A 17497-nucleotide genomic window follows, 5' to 3' on the forward strand; every position below is an offset into this window, starting at 1 on the left:
GCAGCCCGCCGCATCCGCACCACCGTCCCCGTCAGAACCACCGCCACCGCGGGCTCGGCCCGTAGATACCGCGCCCCCGCCTCCCGCAGCACCGGCAGATCCCCCGGCGAGAACTCCACCGGCTCCCCGTCCGCCGCGCACCCCTCGGGCACCCCCGCCCCCGGCGCCCACTGCACCGCGACCCGCGCCCCCTCCGTCCCCTCCACCAGCGCGATCAGCGCCTCCGTGAACTCCCGGCTGACCCCCGCCCGCACAGCGCCGTCGAACGCGTCCATGCCCCCGGTGGCCCGCCGGTAGTCGACGGCCTCCCGCGCGGCGTACAGCGCCTGCTGCAGCCGCACCGCCAGCACCCGCGCGGTGGCGACCGGCACGAACGCCGTCAGACACCCCCCGTCGACCGCGGCACCGACCAGCACCTGGTCCAGCAACGCCGTCGCGGGCCTGCGATGCCGGGCCCCGTAGTACCCCGCCCGCGCCCGCGTCGCCAGCGCCGCCGCCAGCAGCATCCGCCGGGCGGCCCCCCGCAGCCGCTCGTCGGCGGTCCACGGCAGACTGCCCCCCGGCCCGCCGGACGGCGCGTCCCGCCACCAGCGGATCTCGTCACTGGGCACGGCCAGCGAGACGAGCACTTCCCGCGCGGACGGCGTACCGCTGCGCGCGAGCGCGTCGAGCGCCTCGCCGAGCAGGTCGTCGCTGTCGGGGAAGGCTCGGCTGACCGGCACGAGCAGGCTGGTGCCGGCCCCACCGGGCCCGGGCGGCGTCCAGCGGCCGTAACGCCCGGGAGCGCCTCCCCGCCGCTGCCACCCGTGCCGTTGCAGCAGCGCGGCGAGCACGGCCGGGTCGACGTCACCCGGCGCGGGCTCGGGCGGCCGCCCGGCGAAGACCTCGGGGTGAGCCCGCGGAGCGTCCGGCAGCGGTCGGTGGGTCATGGTCTGCCTCCCGTCCCGACCCGCGTCATGATCTCGCACAGCGCCCGGTCGTCGAAGATGCGCGAGGTCGGGATCCGCACGGTGGTGCGGTTCCGCCCGGTGACCGGATGCCCGGCGAGGTTGACCCAGTAGCAGCAGTGCCGCAGGTCGAGCCGGTCGTGGCCGGCGCGCAGCCACTGGTCCTGGGAGCGCGGGACGATCATGACGACGAGGATCTTGTGCACGGAGACCGGCGTGCGGGCGAGCTTGCGCAGGTGGTCGTTGTCGAGCGTGAAGGAGAAGAACCGCCCCGGCGGATGGGGCGCGACCTGGTACGTGGCCTTCAGCTGCACCTTGATGGTGACCTCGTCGTCCACGGTGTGCCCGGGCGAACCGTGGCTGACGTGCCAGTCGATGCCGTTGTCCGGGAACGGCTGGGACAGCGAGCAGCCCGCGGCCGCCGCGACCGCGTGCAGATAGCCCACCTGCAGTGTCTCCATGCAGGCGGTGGTGGCGAGTGTGCCGCGAAGGGGGCCCGTGCGGTCGGGCAGCAGCCCGCCCCGTTCGGGCTGCGCTATCGCCATGGCCAACAGCCTTCCACGCAAAGTGATTCCCCGCTGCGGGCCGCTGAACTGCAAAGACCCGTACTCCTGTTGTCTCCTTCCGGCGTACGGCGCAAACAGCCCGGGTATCACCGAAACGGGCAGGAGACGGTGCGTCAACTGCTACGGGTATACGAGGGGTTGTTGGGTATGGCGTGCTGGTACGAGGGGCCCCTGGCCGCTTTCGACACGGAGACCACGGGCGTGGACGTCGAGACCGACCGGATCGTGTCGGCCTCCCTCGTCGTCCAGGACGGTCCGGGCTACCGGCCGCGGGTGAGCCGCTGGCTGGTCAACCCGGGTGTGCCGGTGCCCGAGGCGGCGACGGCGGTGCACGGGCTGACGGAGGATCACCTGCAGCGCAACGGCCGCTGGCCGGCGCCGGTGATGTACGAGATAGCCGAGCAGCTGGCCGAACAGGCGCTGGCCCGCCGCCCGCTGGTGGTGATGAACGCGCCGTTCGACCTGACGTTGCTGGACCGCGAGCTGCGCCGGCACCGGGCGTCCAGCCTGGACCGCTGGTTCGAGCGGGCCCCGCTGCTGGTCCTGGACCCGAGGGTGCTGGACAAGCATCTGGACCGCTACCGCAAGGGCCGCCGCACACTGACAGACCTGTGCGCGCACTACGGCGTCACGCTGGACGAGGCGCACGACGCGGCGGCCGACGCGCTGGCCGCGCTGGAGGTCGTTCGGGCACTGGGCCGCCGGTTCGCCTCGCGGCTGGAGCGTCTGACCCCCGCGGAGCTGCACACACTGCAGGCGACGTGGCACGCGGCGCAGGCCCGCGGGCTGCAGGCGTGGTTCGCGCGCAGCGGCACGGAGGAGGAAGTGGACCCGGCGTGGCCGCTGCGCCCGGAGCTGCCGGCGGCGGCCTGACACAGCGGAAGGCCGGTCCGCTGCTGCGGACCGGCCTTCCTCCCGGTGGGCGATACTGGGTTCGAACCAGTGACCTCTTCGGTGTGAACGAAGCGCTCTCCCACTGAGCTAATCGCCCGGGAACGCACTGAACAATACAGGTCCCGGCGGCCTTCCTTCAAACCGATGTCAGGCCACCGCTGCGAACCGGCGACAGGCCACCCCGCGAACCGGCGACAGGCCACCCCGCGGACCGACGACAGTCCACCCTGCGGACCCACGACAGTCCACCCTGCGGACCCACGACAGGCCCCCCTTGCGAACCGACGTCAGACCGCTCCCAGATACGCCACGAGCCCGCGCCGCCCCGAGCGCATCATCAGCCGGTGGTTGGCACGGAACAGCGGCCGCCCGGGCACGGCCAGCCGCCGCAGCAGCGGCTTGTTCACCTCGACGACCTGCTCGTAGCGGGCGAGCGTGCCGGGGCCGCCGGCGGTGACGGTCCAGCGGGCCCAGCCGTCGACGTCGCCGGACAGCTCGCTGTGCAGCACGCCGGCCGCCGGATCGCGGCGCACCTCGCGCGCGGCGAAGGTGATGGCGTAGGGCAGCAGGGACCGGATCGTGATCAGCCCGGTGGTGTCGTCGAGCCGGGTCACCGACCGCACCTGGGGCCACCAGCGGGGATAGTCCTCGACCCGTTCCAGCGCGGAGTAGACGGCGGCCGGCGGGGCGGGCAGCGGCCACAGGCTGAGGAAGCGATAGTGCGTCCAGTCCATGCGCCGAGTCTGCCCCCGACCTGAGTACGTTCTGAGTACGCGGGCTCATGCCGTACGACCGTGACGCCGCCCACACTCCGAACCATGACACACGTTCCGCCGCCGGCCGAGGAGCTGCGGCTCATCGACGCCGAGCTGTGGCAACTGGACGCCCGCCGGGCCCAGTTGCTGGCACGCCGCGCCTGGCTGGTCGCCCATCTGCCGGCCCCTTCGGCATCGGTGCCGTTGCCTGTCCCTCCCCGGCCGTCCCAGCCGCCCCGCCCCGAGGCCGCCGCGCCGCGCGTGCAGAACGTGCTGCTGCTCCTGGGCGGTCTGCTGCTGACCATCGCGGCGATCGCGTTCACGCTGGTCAGCTGGGGTCACCTGGGGATCGCCGGCCGTTCGCTGGTGCTGGGCGCGGTCACCGTTGCGGCGCTGGCCGCTCCGCTGCCGCTGCTGGGGCGGGGCCTGCGCTCGACGGCGGAGGCGGTGGCCGGTCTCGCGCTGGCGCTGACGGTCCTCGACGCCTACGCGCTGCACGAGGCCGCCCTGACCGGCACCGACGCCACGGCGTACACGGCTGTCGCGGCGGCGGTGCTGGCGGCCCTGTGGGCGGGGTACGGGCTGCTGCCGCGCACGGAGCTGCTGCGGCTGCCGCGTCCGGCCGCGCTGACCGCCGCCCAGCTGCCGCTGCTGCTGTGGGCGCTGGCGGCCGACGCGGGACCGTACGCGATCACCGCGGCGCTGCTGGTGACGGCCACGGGCGACACGGCGGTGGCCCTGCGTGCTCCGGCCGGGCTGGTGCGGATCACCGCCACCGTCGGGGCGTACGGCATGGGGGCGTGGGGCGCGCTGGGCGCGGCCCGGCTGTCGTGGACGGCCGGCGGTCCGGGCGCCGGAGCGCGTGCGGCCGCTCTGCTGCTGTTCGCGGCGGGTGTCGCGCTGGCGGCGGCCCGGCGGGACCGTGCCGAGAGGCATGCCGTCGGGCTGTCCGTGGCGGCCGGTCTGCTCGCGGTCACCGCACTCGGCGGTATCGCCCGCCCGGCGCTGCCCACCGCCTGGACGGTGCCCGTTCATCTCGCCCTGGGCATCGCGCTGTTGGCGGCGGTACGGACCGGCCGGCTGCCCCAGCCCGTGCGGAGCGGCCTCGCCCTCGCCTCCGCCGCCGTGCAGGGCCTGGCGGTGCTGTGGACGCTGCCCGTGCTCGCGCTGACGCTGATGGGGCCGGCCGGCTGGGCGACACACATCTGGTCGGGGGCGCCGGACGGTGCCCGGGAGGCCGTGACGGTCGACGCGCCGTGGCCGCCGTACGCCGAGACCTGCCCGCTCGTCCTGGCCGCCGTCGCCGCCGTCCTCGCGCTCACGGTGCGCGAGGCGACGTGGCGGCCCCGGGCGCTGACGGGTGCGCTGGTCCTCGGCTGGGCCGCGCTGATGGTCGTACCCGTGGTGCTGGACGCCCCGTACCCGGCCGCGCTGCTGGTGGAGGTGCTGGTGACGGCGGGCCTGCTCGCGGCCGCGGCGCGGTCCCGGGCGACGGTGAGCGCCGAGACGGTCGCGGCGCTGGTCACCTCCGTGTCGCTGGCCTTCCTCGCCCTGCCGACGCGGGCGGCGACGCTCGGCATGCTCAGCACGCTCACGGTGCTCTTCGCGGCGGGCTCGCTGAAGCGGCGCCTCGCGCCGGTCACGGCCCCGGCCGCGCTCGGTTACGCCACCGCCCTGGCCTGCGCGGTGGGGGCGGCGGCGGGCTGGGCGCCGCGGCACACGGCCCTGCTGGTGCTCGTCGTCCCGGCGCTGGCGGCGCTGCTCGCCGCACGGATCGCCGACACGCGCACGACCCTGGCCGTCGAGGCGACGGGCGCGGCCTCCGCACTCCTGGCCGTCGGGCTCGCGGTCACCGACCCGCCGATGCTCGCCCTGGTGCTGTCCCTGTGCGCGGTGATCGCCGCCGGGACGGCCGTGCGCGCCGACCGCCGCCCCGCCGCCTACGCCGCCACCGCCCTCTTCGCCCTGGCCGCCTGGGTGCGCCTGGCGGCCTGGGGCGTCACGGCTCCGGAGGCGTACACGCTGCCGGTGACGGTGCCGGCGCTCGCGCTGGGCGCACTGCGCCGGCGCCGGGACCCGCGGGCGTCGTCGTGGACGGCGTACGGCCCCGGGCTCGCGGCCACGCTCGTGCCGAGCCTGATGACCGCCTGGACCGACGCGCACGCCACCCGCCCCTGGCTGCTGGGCGCGGCGGCGCTGCTGGTGACTCTGCTGGGTGCCCGGCACCGGCTGCGCGCGCCGCTGCTGCTGGGCGGCGGGGTGCTCGTGCTGGACGCGCTGCACGAGCTGGCCCCCTATCTGGTGCAGGTCGCCGACGTCCTCCCCCGCTGGGTGCCTCCCGCACTCGCCGGGCTGCTGCTGCTCGCCGTCGGCGCGACCTATGAACGGCGGCTGCGGGACGTGCGGCGAGTGCGGGAGGTGCTCGGGAGGATGACCTAGCCGACGGCTACGGCATCCTGTCGCCGAGCAGTGCCAGGTTCTCGATGGCGGCGAGGCCGTACAGCGCGGTGTCGTTGCTGGACACCCAGCTCGCCTCGCTGCCCTCGACGAGGGTGGCGGGGCCGGTCAGCCGCTCCGTCTTCCAGGGCGCGGACTCCTTGTAGCCGTCGGAGTTGTAGAACTTCTCCCAGGCCCGCTTGGCGAGCTTCTCGTCGCCGGTCTGGACGGCGGCGTAGGCGTCCAGGCGGGAGTGGCCCTGGAAGAGGATCAGCGAGCCGAAGTTGGAGCCGTAGCGCGCCGCCTGCTCGGTCTTGCTGGCGTTGAAGTACCGGCAGTAGTCGAGGTAGGCGTCCTTGAACTTCGGCATGTCCACCAAGTAGATGAGCTCGGCGCACAGTTCGTTGAGGCCGAAGACCGCCGACAGGTGCGAGACTCCGACGACGGGCTGCGTGGCGACGGCGAACTTCCCGGTGTCCAGGTCGTACAGCCCGCTGCCCTGGACGAAGCCGTTGGGCTGGGCCGCGATGCCCTCCATGGTGGACAGCACGCGCGCCCTGGCCTTCTCCCACTTGGGGCCCTTGCGCTCCCACTCCGTCAGCCAGGCCGACACCAGGCCGCTCCAGTCGGTGCCGAAGCCGATCGACAGGGCGTGCCGGTCGGGCGTGTACGTGTCGGTGCGGACCTTGCGCTGCGGGTCGAGGACCAGGAACGTCTCGTCGGAGTCGACGTTGGCGGCCATGAGGTCGCCGACGCGTTCGTCGGCGGTGAGGAAGTAGTAGAAGCGGCGGTAGGTGGTGTTGGCGATGCGCTGCTGCTTGGCGCTGTCGGCGTAGTGCTGGACGCCGTGCCGGGTGCCGAGGCCGGCCCACTGGCCGATGTGGTAGACGTCGACCTCGCCGGTGTGCCGGGTCATCGCCTCGGCGAAGCGGAAGATGTCCGCGCGGCCGCTTCTGAGGTACGCGTACCAGAGCCACAGGTCCGGCGAGAGCTCGGAGTTGTCCCAGGCGTAGCCGCCGATGTCGTACCGCCACACGTGCCGTGCGGAGTCGTAGGTGTGCATGATGTCGCCGTAGTCCCAGAAGCCGTACCAGCGGCGCATCTCCACCTGGTCCTTGTAGTAGGTGAAGAGGAAGTCCAGGTGGTCCTCGATCTTCGCCTTGGCCGGGGTGGAGCGGTCCGGCTCGGAGTACAGGCCGGGGCCGAACACCTTGGCCTTGATGAGCTGCTGGGGCGGGGCGGCGAGCTGCGGCAGCGTGCGTACGGCCTGGACCTGCTGGGCGAGGGTGTCGGCGGCGGGCGTGGAGTCGTTGGCCCAGAAGAGCAGCTCGGAGGTGCGGGCGATGCCATAGGGGGTGCCGAAGCCGGGCTCGTAGTCCTCGTAGGTGATGTTGAGGCCTTCGAGCTGTTCGGCGTAGGTGTCCTGGCCCATGCCGTCGTGGTAGAAGCGCAGGTCCATCGGCTGCGCCTCGGGCGACCACAGCCACAGGGTGACCTCGGCCTCGTCGGTCTGGGCGCCGCGGATGTCGAGCTGGGCGGGGAACTTCTCCCAGAAGTCGCGCAGGCCGAAGGAGAATCCGCCGCTCGCGCCGCCGACGTAGCCGAAACCGGAAGCGCGCCGGCCGCCGCCTGCGGTGATCCAGCCGTGGCCCTTCTTGGTGCGCTTGCGCACGGTGAAGCCGTCGGCGGAGAGCTGGGAGAGGGTGTAGTCGCCCCAGTGGGGGATGTACTGCAGCCGGGTGGTGACCCGCTGGTCCCAGGTCGCGGGGTCGGGCAGCTTCTTCCCCTCGTACTGGGCCGCCTGCACGGCGGCTCCGGGGTCGCGGCGCAGGCCGGTGATGCCCTGGACGGCCTCGCGCAGCAGTCCGGTGCCCTCGCCGCCGATGCGGATGTGCCGGTCGTGGGCCGCGTCGCGCAGGGGCACGGTGAAGCGGACGCCGAGGCCGCGGATGAAGTCGCCGGAGGCCTTGCCGGGCTCCTGGGTGCCGTCGTAGGTGATGGTGTGCACCATGCGGAAGGAGTCGGCGCCGGCGTAGAAGTACAGCCGGATGGAGAACGGCAGCCAGCCGCGGTCGCCCTTGCGGTGCTTGCCGTCGATGCGGACGACGGCCCGCACGGGGCCCTCCTGCTCGACGGTGACCTTGTCGATGGCGCCGTCGAAACGCTCGGTCTTCACCGCGCCCTGGTCGCCGTCCTCGATCTCCGGCTGGCGGACGAGGACGAGCCGGCCGTTCTTCGCGATCTCGGTGGAGCCGCGGGTGACGGACTTGACGAGGGCGGAGCCGCTCTTGCCGATCTTGACGTCGATCACGCCGGTCGAGACGTCGACGGTGCCGCCGCCGCTGTCCACGGTCACCTTCTTCTCCGGCGTGGCGGGAGTGCCGGCGGTCACGGTGAGTCTGCCGTTGCCGGAGCTGACGGCGTGCGCGGTCCACTTCAGGGAGCCGTCGGGCCAGTACGCGAGCGGCCAGGTCTGGACGGGGACGGCCTTGCCGTCGGCGTCGGTGAGGGAGAAGGTCTGGTCCTCGCGGTGGGCGCCCATCGGCCAGGGCACGCCGACCGTGGAGCCGGGGGCGGCGCCGAGGCCGCCGTCCTCCAGCCAGTCCAGGGTCACGGGGTCGGTGTCGGCGGCTCCGGCGACGGGCGCGGCCTGCGCGTCCTTGCTGCCCAGGGCCCAGCTGAACTGGGCGGCGGCTCCGGCGACGGCGGCGGCCTTCAGGAGGGACCTGCGGGGGATGGGAGACATGGGGTGCCGTGTTTCCTTTCCGTGCGGGGACGTGCGGGGCATGCCGGGAGGGGCAGGCAGGCTGGTCAGGGGCATGACGGAGAGAGGTGCGGCGCCCGGGGGCGCCGCCCCGGGTGAGGGGCGGGTGGGTCAGCGACCGTGCCGGTAGCGCGCCTCGACGGCGACGGCCGCCGCCGCCACGGCCCCGAGCACGGGAACCGCCAGCGGGGCGACGAACCAGCCGGACAGGGCTACGACGGTCAGCCCGCCGACGAGCAGGAACGATCCGGCGGGATCGAGGACGGTACGACGGCCCGCCTGGGCGAGCAGCTCCCGCCAGGCCGCCCCCGGGGTCCAGGAGGCGGCTGCCCGCATCCCGCTCACGGCGAGGCCGATCAGCGCGACGAGACCGGCGGCCCCGACCAGCGGCCCCCCGGGCAGCCCGGCGCGCGCGGCCTGGACGTCGACCCACACGGCGGCCAGCACCGCCCAGCCGGCCAGCCCGGTGAGCCACCCGCCGCGCAGCGCGGCCCGGAAGTCGGCGGTGAACTCCCGCCACCCGCCCGCCTCGTGGGCGGTACGGCGGCGCAGGTGCCGGGCGCCGGCGGCGAACGCGGCCGGGTAGGTCACGACGCCGAGCGAGGCGACGGCGATCCACACGCCGGTCAGCAGACACTCCGAGAAGAGGGCGAACCGCTCGGCGAGAGGGGACTCACGGCGCTCCGTGCGGCCGAGCGCCTTGGTGTGGGCCTGTGCCATGGGTGGGTCCCTCAGCCCTTCAGTCCGGAGGTCGCCATGCCGTCGATGAGGTAGCGCTGGAAGGCGAGGAAGAACAGCAGGACCGGCAGCAGCGCCACCAGCGACATGGCGATCATGCCGCCGTAGTTGGCGACGCTCTCCTGGTCGCGGAACATCATCATGCCGAGCGAGACGGTGTACTTGCCGGGCTCGTTGAGATAGATCAGCGGGCCCATGAAGTCGTTCCAGGCGTTGATGAAGGTGAAGATCGCGCTGGTGATCAGCGCCGGCCGGCACAGCGGCAGCACGATCGACCAGTAGATCCGCAGATGGCCGCAGCCGTCGATACGGGCCGCCTCGTCCAGCTCGTGCGGCAGGTTCCGCATGAACTGCACCATCAGGAAAACGAAGAAGGCCTCCGTCGCGAGGTACTTGCCGAGCAGCAGCGGCACATAGGTGTTGATCAGCTCCATCTTCTGGAACATCACGTACTGCGGGATCAGCAGCACGTGGTACGGCAGCAGCAGCGTGCCGATCATCAGGCCGAAGAGCACGTTGCGCCCGGCGAACCGGATCTTGGCGAACGCGTAGGCGGTCAGCGAGCAGGAGATCAGGATGCCGACGACCGAGCCGAGCGCGTAGAGGAGGGAGTTCTGGAAGAACGTCCAGATCGAGATGTCGGCGATGCCGTCGGCCAGGCCCTTGAAGTTGTCCAGGATCGGGCTGGCGGGCAGCAGCTCCAGGCTGCCGATGATGTCCCGGCTGGGCTTGAAGGAGGCGCCGATCACCCAGACGACCGGGTACAGGACGACCGCGAGGACCAGCAGGGCGCCCAGGTGCCAGACGAGCGATCCGGTGCGCCGGCGGCCGAGGCCCGAGGACTTGGGGAGGGTGGGGGTGGTGGCGCTCATCGGGCGTCCTCCGCGTAGTGCACCCACTTCTTCTGCGACCAGAACAGCACGGCCGTCACCAGGGCCACGGCGAGCAGCAGCATCCACGCCATCGCGGAGGCGAAGCCCATCTGGGACTCCTTGAAGCCCTTCTGGTACAGGTAGCAGGTGTAGACGAGGGTGGCGTCGGCCGGGCCGCACTGCGTGTTGGAGACGACGTAGGCGGAGCCGAAGATCTGGAAGGAGTGGATGGTCTCCAGCAGCACATTGAAGAAGAGCACCGGGGAGATCATCGGCAGGGTGATGTTCCAGAACTGACGGAACCGCCCGGCGCCGTCCATCTGCGCCGCCTCGTACAGCTCCCTCGGCACCTGCTTCAGCCCCGCCAGGAAGATCACCATCGGTGCGCCGAACTGCCACACCGTCAGCGCGACCAGGCAGTACAGGATCCAGTCCGGGTTGCCGACCCAGCCCCCGACGTGCACGCCGAACAGGGACAGCCCGCGGTCCACGACGGCGTCGTCGGAGAACAGCGCCCGCCACACGAAGCCGACGGACACGCTCGCGCCGATCAGCGACGGGGCGTAGAAGGCGGCCCGGTAGAAGGCCTGCCCGCGCCGGCTCTGCGCCAGCAGCAGCGCGACGCCGAGAGCGAGGAGCAGCTTCAGCGGGGTGCCGATGACGACGTACTTCGCGGTCACCTCCACCGACTTCTGCCACCGCGGGTCGTCGAACATCCGGGTGAAGTTGTCGAAGCCGATCCACCGGGGTGTGGAGAAGAGGTTGTAGTCGGTGAACGCGAAGTAGAGCGAGGCGACCATGGGCCCGGCCGTCAGCAGCAGGAAGCCGGCGATCCACGGGGACATGAACAGGTATCCGGCGAGGTTCTCCCGGCGGCCCCGCCGCTTGGCTGCGGCGGGGGCGGCGGAGCGGACCTTCCGGGTGTCGAGCGGTGAGTCCTTGACGAGCGTCACGGGGGTTCCCATCGAATTCCGGGTGGGGTCCGAATCAGGCCTGGAAGGCGGCCTCGGCCTCGGAGAAGAACTGCTTGACCGCGTCGGAGACCTTGGTCTTGCCCTGGGCCATGTCGCCGCCGATGCGCAGGAAGGCGGACTCGACGGTGTCGGCGCCGGACGGGTGCGGGGTGATCGTACCCAGGACGCCGGCCTTGGCGGTGTCCTCCTCGTACTGGGCGATCTCCTTGTTGACCGGGTCGGTCGGCCGGTACGCCTGGTACTGCTCGGTGCCGGCCAGGATGCCGCGGTCGTAGCCCATGATCTTGCCGACCTCGGGGTCGTGGACCATGAAGTCGATGAACTGGGCGACCTCCTTCGGGTGCTTGGTGCGCGCGGAGGCGCTGAGCATCAGGGAGGCCAGGTACTGCCCGGTCTGCTTGCCGTCCGTGGTGGGGATCGGGGCCAGGCCGTACTCGCTGTCGCCCTCCGCCGAGTAGCGGACGGTGAAGTTGTCCCAGGTGAATTCCGAGGCGCCGTGGCCGGCGGTCACGGAGGACTTCGGCTTGTCCTGCTCGACGATCTTCGGGCTGGTGATGATGCCGGCCTTCACGCGGTTGTAGGCGTCGGTCCACCACTCCGTCAGGTCGGCCTGGTCGAAGCCGAGCCCGTCCTTGGTGAAGAAGGCCTTGCCGTTCTGCCGCAGGTAGAGATCGTAGAGGTACATGATGGCGAAGTAGCCGGTGTCGCCGGGCACCTTCGTCCTGTCGTGAATGGTCTTGAGGGCCTTGAAGTACTCGTCCCAGGTCCAGCCCTGCTTCGGCTCGACGCCGGCCTTCCGGAAGAGCTTCTTGTCGATGACCAGCGCCATGGTGTTGGAGCCGACGGGGATGGCGAGCTGCTTGCCGTCCACCTGGCCGACGGAGGTGACGCCCTCGCGGAAGTTACTGAGCCTCAAATTGCCTGCTTCTATCTGTGACTTGAGGTCCAGCAGGACTCCCCGCTTGTCGTACTTCCTAAGAAATGCAACGGAGTTCTGGAAAACGTCCGGGGGATTTCCTCCCGCGGCCTGCGTCTGGAACTTCTCCCAGAAAGAGACGTAGTCCTGGAAGTCGGTCTTCACCTTGATCTTCGGGTACTTCTTCTCGAAGAGCGCGATGGACTGGTTGATCCGCTTGGCGCGCTCGTCGGCACCCCACCACGAGTAACGGATCGTCACCGTTCCGTCCGCGGCCGTGCCGTCGCCGCCCCCGCAGGCCGTGGTGGCGGCGAGCCCCAGCGTGGCCATGGAGGCGCCGGCCGCCCTGAGGATCGTGCGCCTGTCAACATTCCCGGTTCCCATGATCGGGCCCTCCCCGCAGCGTCGTCGCCGCCTCGTGAATCGTTTCAAGTAAGCGCTTGCTGGCACAAGGTACGGAGGGGCTGGGAGTGCGTCAATGATTCGGACAGGAATTTCTTGCGGGGGTGACGGGAGCGGGGGTGGCCGGTGGGGCGGGGGCGGCTGCCTGTGAGGGACGTTGCAGGTGGGTGGGTGGTTCGGGGGTCGGACGGGGGCGGGTGGCGGATGAGGTGGGTGGACGGCTGAAAGTTGCCGGGGAGGGCGGGCTAGCGGGGGGGTCTCGGCTGGGAGGGGGTGGAGTGGGGTGGAAGGAGCGGCGTGAGGTGGGGGCGGGAGCCGGGGGCGGGTCGGGTGCGGCGGCGTGGTCCTGCCTGGTGGTGCGGGGCGGGCAGCGGGCTGGCGGGCCGGCTCCGGAGGGTCTCGGGCTCGGCGGACGAAGGGCAGGCGGGCGCGGCGATCGGAGCCGGGCTGACGGGGCGGGACGTGGCTGCGGACGGGGCTCGGCTCGGAAGGACGAAGGGGCAGGCGGGCGCGGCGATCGGAGCCGGGCTGACGGGGCGGGACGTGGCTGCGGACGGGACTGGGCTCGGATGTGCCCTGGCCTGCGGCGATGGGGCCGGGCTGGGAGACGTGTCCGCAGCGGTGAGGCGGGCCCGCAGGATGCGATCCGCGCCGGCCTCATCGAAGCCTGCTGACCAGGGGACGGGGGGATGACTCACGTCGCGCACACCGTTCCGCGCACCCGTGGCCCGGGCCGGCAGCGGTGTCGGCCGTGCTCGGCAGTGATCACACCCCCAGGCGCCCAGGCGGCACGATGCATGCCGCCGGGGCCACGCCATTGCCCCACGGCGGTGAGGCCGGGTCTGGAGCCCTTGCCCCACGGCGGTGGGGGGCGGCTGCGAACCTGCGCGACGCCTTTGCCGCTGAGTGGCATGCCTACCCGCGTCACCTGCGCGAACTCCGGCTGACCAGCACCCTCCGTGACGCGACTGCGGCAGCCCGACGCGGACCCCGAGACGCCTGCCGGGGCCCGGCACGGGGCTCGCCGCCCCCCACGGGCTCGCGGCCGCCACGGGCCCGGTTCTCGCACGCGCTCAGCGTCTGTGAAACGCAACGCAGCCACTCCGCCAACCGGTGTACGGCGGCCATGCCGCTCACGGCGTCGGCGCGGCGGCGACCAGGCGGCCGGTCCGCGCACGTGAAGGCGCACACGACGCCTGGCCACGGACGACGCGGCAGGTCGTTCGTGGCGTCGACGAGGTTCCGGGGCGCTCAGTCGCGCTCATGCCCGTGCCGCAGCGTGATCAGGGAGCGCACGCCGTGCTCAGCGCACCGCAGGCTCTCCGCAACCGGTACCGGTCCGTATCCGCGCAACGAAACGACACCGGCCCGCCTGCGTTCTCGCAGGCGGGCCGGTGCTTCCGGGTGGGCGATACTGGGTTCGAACCAGTGACCTCTTCGGTGTGAACGAAGCGCTCTCCCACTGAGCTAATCGCCCGGGCGCAGGAAGAACATTACCCCATGTCAGGGGGTGCCCGTGACCGCCCCGGCCACCCGCGCCCCACGCCCGGCCGTCACTGGTCCTTGATCTTCCACGGCATCACGAAGCCGAACTTCCACACGTAGAAGCCGACCAGCGCGGCCACGATCACCACACCGATGACGGTCAGAATGATGTTGCGCCGCCGCACCTTGGGGTCGAGCGCCTTCTGGGCCGCCTCGGTGACCTTCCGTTTCGTCCAGCGCAGCACCAGCTGCGCCCAGACGAACTCGGTCGCCCAGATCGCCATGCCCCCGAAGATCACGACCCAGCCCGGCCCGGGCAGCGGCAGCATCACGATGCCGGCTCCCACGACCGCGAGCCCGACCACGAAGACGCCCACCTGCCAGCTCAGATGGAGCATCCGGCGGGACCTGATGAATTCCGGCGCCCGCGAGCCCAGTCCCCGCTCCTGGTCGTTCGTCTGCGCCTCGCCCGGCTTCTCGCCGTCTGCTGTCACGGCAACCTCGCCCGGCTCGTCACTCCCCGTATTCATACGGAGAAACTTTACCGGAAGGAAACCAGTCACCGGAATGGCCGTAGTTCGCGAAGATCTCTCGGCCGGAAGAGTTACGTAAAGAGACGCAAAACCCTCAGAGGGGTTTACAACGGCACCGTAGGTGGCATGTCGATTTCGCCGACGTGCGAATCCCCGAGCGCACACTGAGCGAAAGGCCCTGGCGCTTATGAACACCACGGTCAGCTGCGAGCTGCACCTGCGCCTCGTTGTGTCGAGCGAGTCCTCCCTGCCTGTCCCCGCAGGCCTGCGGTACGACACGGCCGACCCCTACGCCGTGCACGCCACTTTCCACACCGGAGCCGAGGAGACCGTCGAGTGGGTGTTCGCCCGCGACCTCCTCGCCGAGGGGCTTCACCGACCCACCGGCACCGGCGACGTCCGTGTCTGGCCGTCGCGCAGTCACGGTCAGGGCGTCGTGTGCATCGCCCTGAGCTCCCCGGAGGGGGAAGCCCTGCTGGAGGCCCCGGCGCGGGCCCTGGAGTCGTTTCTGAAGCGGACGGACGCCGCCGTGCCCCCCGGCACGGAGCACCGGCACTTCGATCTCGACAAGGAGCTCTCCCACATCCTGGCGGAGAGCTAGGCCGCGGCCCCCAGAAAGCCGCCCGGCGCCGTCCACTCGGGGAGACGGCTCGGGCCCGGACAACCGCATAGGGCATACGCCGACGTCGCCTGAGCACATCGCAGCCCAGGCGGCGTCGGCGTGCCCGTGTGCGCTCGTCGCCGCCCGTCGCCGCACGTCGCTCACTGTCGCCCCTTCGCTCACTCCCCGCGTTCGACCGGGAACCCTAGCCCGCCCCGCCGCGTTCTACCGGCATCCAGGGACCGGAGCGCGCCGGTGCCGCGTCGCCGGGAGCCATTACCATCGGCCAGCATCCGCGGGCGCCCGCCCGACCCACAGGCCAGGGAGCGAAACGTGCTGATCACCCACGACACCCGGTGCGCCCTCGACGCCGTGGTGGATCTGGTGAACACCGCGCCGGAGGACGACGAGGCGACACCGGACGGACTGCCCGACGTCGCCGCGCTGGAGGAGTTCGTCCGAAAGCACCAGATCAGCGATGTCGGGGTGCTGTCGGAGTTCGATCTCTCGGCCGTCCGCAAGGTCCGCGGCCGGTTCGCCGGGATCTTCGCGGCCGCGGACGCCCGCAGCGCGGCCGGCCTGATCAACGAGCTGGTGGCCGCGGCCGGGACCACCCCGCGCCTGACGGACCACGACGGCTACGACTGGCATGTGCACTACTTCGCCCCCGGCGCGTCGGTCGCCGACCATCTGGCGGCCGACTGCGGGATGGCGCTGGCCTTCTTCGTGGTGGCCGGCGAGCAGGAGCGGCTCAGGCGCTGCGAGGCACCGGACTGCCGGCGGGCCTTCGTCGACCTCTCCCGCAACCGCTCGCGCCGGTACTGCGACAGCCGCACCTGCGGCAACCGTCTGCATGTGGCCGCCTACCGAGCGCGCCGCAAGGAGGCGGCGGGCTGACGCACGGCGGACGACCCTGGCCGGCGTGTGGGGACGGCTGGACTGTCGTGGGGCCCGGCGGGTGGCGCCGGGCTCCACGGGTACGGCTCACAGCAACAGCAGGTCGTGCAACGAAGCCATGAGCAGCAGGCACCCGATCACCGCAAGGAAGATCATCAGCGGTGGCTGGGATAGGGCGAAGAGGCAACCGCGCGGCTCGTCCTGCGGCGGTGCGGCGGCGCTCTGTGTCGTTTCCGGCTGCGTCGTGTCCAGCATCTCGCCGCGATGATGTCGCAGCCGGCGCGGCGTACGCGATCAACACGCACCGAAAGACCGGGAGTTCGCCGGATTCCGTGACGACCTGCCCGAACCGTGATCGTCGACTGATCGTTTCGGGCCGCGCGCGGACCCCCTGTGTCGTTTCAGTCCACGCGCGTCCGTCATATGCCGTGCTTCTTGAGGATGGCCTCGATGTCGGAGAAGTCGTCGGTGGCGGTCTCCCGGGGGGCGGTCGCGGGCCGCGTCGACGACCGGGCGCCCTGACCGAGGGAGGGGGCGGAGGCCGTGGGAGCCACCGCGTCCGGCTGCGCGGCTCGGGCCGCCTTGCGTTCCGCCCGGGTGCCGCCGCGGCGGCGCTCGATCGCCCGGGTGGTCGCGAACAGACCCCAGGCCACGGCCAGCACGACGACGCCCGCCCAGGCGGTGGGGCTGAAGGTGTTGTCGGCGACCCACGCGACGACCCCGGTCATGACCAGGCCGATCGGCACGAGCGAGTAGGCCGCGATACGGGCGGCCGCGAGGTAGCGCTTGCGGTAGGCGGTGACCACCGCGATGCCCAGGCCGGCCGCGGAGACGGCTGAGCAGACGGTCTCGGCAATCATCCTGGCCTCCAGCGGGCTCGGTCGCGCAGGCGTGCGGTCGGTCGGTTCGTCCCTTCCATCCTGCACCGCCCCATCCCTCGCGGGCCATGCCTCAGCCGGACATCAGGGAGATCTCCGGGTCGCCCCCCCACGCCGCGTCCGGGCCGCAGGCAGCGCCCGGGCTGCCGAGTCGGCAGCACCAAGGCGTCCGGGCCGGTACGGCCAGGCACCCGGCCCCCGCCCGCGTCGCCGCGTCCGGTCCGGATTGGGGGGCGGCGGGCCGGGCTGGGAGACTGGCCCCATGAACGACTCCTCCCCCGCGGCCCCGACCGACCCGTCCCCCATCACCCCCGTCGTCCTCGACGTGTGGTGCGAGCTGCAGTGCGCGGACTGCCGCACCGCCCTGGACGACGTGCGCGCCCTGCGTGCCCGCTACGGCGATCGGCTGGAGGTGCGGCTGCGGCACTTCCCGCTGGAGAAGCACAAGCACTCCTTCGCCGCGGCGCAGGCCGCCGAGGAGGCCGCGGTCCAGGGGCAGGGGTGGCCGTACGTGGAGGCGGTGCTCGGCCGGGTCGAGGAGCTGGAGCGGAAGGGGGAGCCCTTCCTCGTCGAGGTGGCCGGCGAACTGGGCCTGGACGCCGAGGAGTTCGACACCGCGCTGATCGACGGCCGGCACATCCTGATCGTGGACGCCGACCAGGCCGAGGGCAAGGCGATCGGGGTGACGGGCACCCCGACCTACGTCATCGGCGGGGAGCGCCTCGACGGCGGCAAGAGCCAGGAGGGCCTGCGCGAGCGCGTCGAGGAGATCGCCGACCGCCTGCTCGCAGACGGCTAGACCAGCTGGGGGCGAGCCGGCCCAGCCGGCCGGCCCAGCC

16 protein-coding genes and 2 tRNA genes are annotated in these 17497 nt (G+C 72.1%); 5 read left to right on the top strand and 13 right to left on the bottom strand.

The window, feature by feature from the left end; translation table 11 throughout:
• Both C3489_RS32870 and C3489_RS32875 read right to left on the bottom strand, forming a co-directional pair.
• Positions 1-929 (bottom strand): hypothetical protein (locus C3489_RS32870; RefSeq protein ID WP_103785780.1); only part of this gene is annotated, 929 nt, incomplete at its 3' end.
• Positions 926-1492 carry a DUF4365 domain-containing protein gene (locus C3489_RS32875; RefSeq protein WP_103785781.1) on the bottom strand — a complete coding sequence of 189 codons (567 nt, stop codon included), beginning with the start codon at positions 1490-1492 and terminating at the stop codon, positions 926-928. The genes C3489_RS32870 and C3489_RS32875, both read right to left, overlap by 4 nt.
• 168 nt (positions 1493-1660) lie before the next feature.
• Between C3489_RS32875 and C3489_RS32880 the strand changes: the two genes are divergently transcribed.
• Positions 1661-2386, top strand: coding sequence for a 3'-5' exonuclease (locus C3489_RS32880; RefSeq protein WP_103785782.1), 726 nt, complete (start codon positions 1661-1663; stop codon positions 2384-2386).
• Between the two features lie 46 nt (positions 2387-2432).
• Here the strand turns inward: C3489_RS32880 and C3489_RS32885 are convergent.
• A tRNA-Val gene (locus tag C3489_RS32885) sits at positions 2433-2504 on the bottom strand.
• Between the two features lie 190 nt (positions 2505-2694).
• Complete coding sequence (locus C3489_RS32890; RefSeq protein ID WP_103785783.1) at positions 2695-3141, bottom strand: SRPBCC family protein; 447 nt, start codon at positions 3139-3141, stop codon at positions 2695-2697.
• Positions 3142-3225: 84 nt separating this feature from the next.
• On the opposite strand from C3489_RS32890, the gene C3489_RS32895 reads away from it, so the two are divergent.
• Positions 3226-5601, top strand: coding sequence for an SCO7613 C-terminal domain-containing membrane protein (locus C3489_RS32895; protein ID WP_103785784.1), 2376 nt, complete (start codon positions 3226-3228; stop codon positions 5599-5601).
• A gap of 7 nt (positions 5602-5608) precedes the next feature.
• On the opposite strand, the gene C3489_RS32900 is transcribed toward C3489_RS32895, so the two are convergent.
• From C3489_RS32900 to C3489_RS32930, 7 genes are all read right to left on the bottom strand, one after another.
• On the bottom strand, positions 5609-8344 hold the full coding sequence (locus tag C3489_RS32900) for a Tat pathway signal sequence domain protein (RefSeq protein WP_103785785.1): 2736 nt from the start codon (positions 8342-8344) through the stop codon (positions 5609-5611).
• Positions 8345-8473: 129 nt separating this feature from the next.
• Positions 8474-9082, bottom strand: coding sequence for a hypothetical protein (locus C3489_RS32905; RefSeq protein ID WP_103785786.1), 609 nt, complete (start codon positions 9080-9082; stop codon positions 8474-8476).
• Positions 9083-9093: 11 nt separating this feature from the next.
• Positions 9094-9972, bottom strand: a complete 879-nt coding sequence (locus tag C3489_RS32910; RefSeq protein WP_103785787.1) for a carbohydrate ABC transporter permease — start codon at positions 9970-9972, stop codon at positions 9094-9096.
• Positions 9969-10937: a carbohydrate ABC transporter permease gene (locus tag C3489_RS32915; protein ID WP_258055057.1), complete on the bottom strand. Its 969-nt coding sequence runs from the start codon at positions 10935-10937 to the stop codon at positions 9969-9971. Before C3489_RS32915 ends, C3489_RS32910 begins: the two co-directional genes overlap by 4 nt.
• A gap of 22 nt (positions 10938-10959) precedes the next feature.
• Entirely contained in the window at positions 10960-12246 is a 1287-nt protein-coding gene (locus C3489_RS32920; protein ID WP_103785788.1) for an ABC transporter substrate-binding protein, read from the bottom strand.
• A gap of 1423 nt (positions 12247-13669) precedes the next feature.
• A tRNA-Val gene (locus tag C3489_RS32925) sits at positions 13670-13741 on the bottom strand.
• Positions 13742-13817: 76 nt separating this feature from the next.
• On the bottom strand, positions 13818-14279 hold the full coding sequence (locus C3489_RS32930; protein WP_103785789.1) for a TIGR02611 family protein: 462 nt from the start codon (positions 14277-14279) through the stop codon (positions 13818-13820).
• Between the two features lie 190 nt (positions 14280-14469).
• On the opposite strand from C3489_RS32930, the gene C3489_RS32935 reads away from it, so the two are divergent.
• Both C3489_RS32935 and C3489_RS32940 read left to right on the top strand, forming a co-directional pair.
• On the top strand, positions 14470-14883 hold the full coding sequence (locus C3489_RS32935) for an SsgA family sporulation/cell division regulator (protein WP_030011909.1): 414 nt from the start codon (positions 14470-14472) through the stop codon (positions 14881-14883).
• 333 nt (positions 14884-15216) lie between these two features.
• Positions 15217-15780 (top strand): CGNR zinc finger domain-containing protein, encoded by a 564-nt coding sequence (locus tag C3489_RS32940; protein ID WP_103785790.1) that lies wholly within the window; start codon positions 15217-15219, stop codon positions 15778-15780.
• 87 nt (positions 15781-15867) lie between these two features.
• On the opposite strand, the gene C3489_RS38880 is transcribed toward C3489_RS32940, so the two are convergent.
• Positions 15868-16035, bottom strand: coding sequence for a hypothetical protein (locus C3489_RS38880; RefSeq protein ID WP_181139935.1), 168 nt, complete (start codon positions 16033-16035; stop codon positions 15868-15870).
• Between the two features lie 164 nt (positions 16036-16199).
• Positions 16200-16640: a hypothetical protein gene (locus C3489_RS32945; protein WP_103785791.1), complete on the bottom strand. Its 441-nt coding sequence runs from the start codon at positions 16638-16640 to the stop codon at positions 16200-16202.
• 280 nt (positions 16641-16920) lie between these two features.
• On the opposite strand from C3489_RS32945, the gene C3489_RS32950 reads away from it, so the two are divergent.
• Entirely contained in the window at positions 16921-17457 is a 537-nt protein-coding gene (locus C3489_RS32950; protein ID WP_181139936.1) for a DsbA family protein, read from the top strand.
• The last annotated feature ends 40 nt before the right edge of the window (positions 17458-17497 follow it).

Origin of the sequence: Streptomyces sp. Ru71 (genome assembly GCF_002920535.1) — a bacterium.
Lineage (GTDB): Bacteria > Actinomycetota > Actinomycetes > Streptomycetales > Streptomycetaceae > Streptomyces.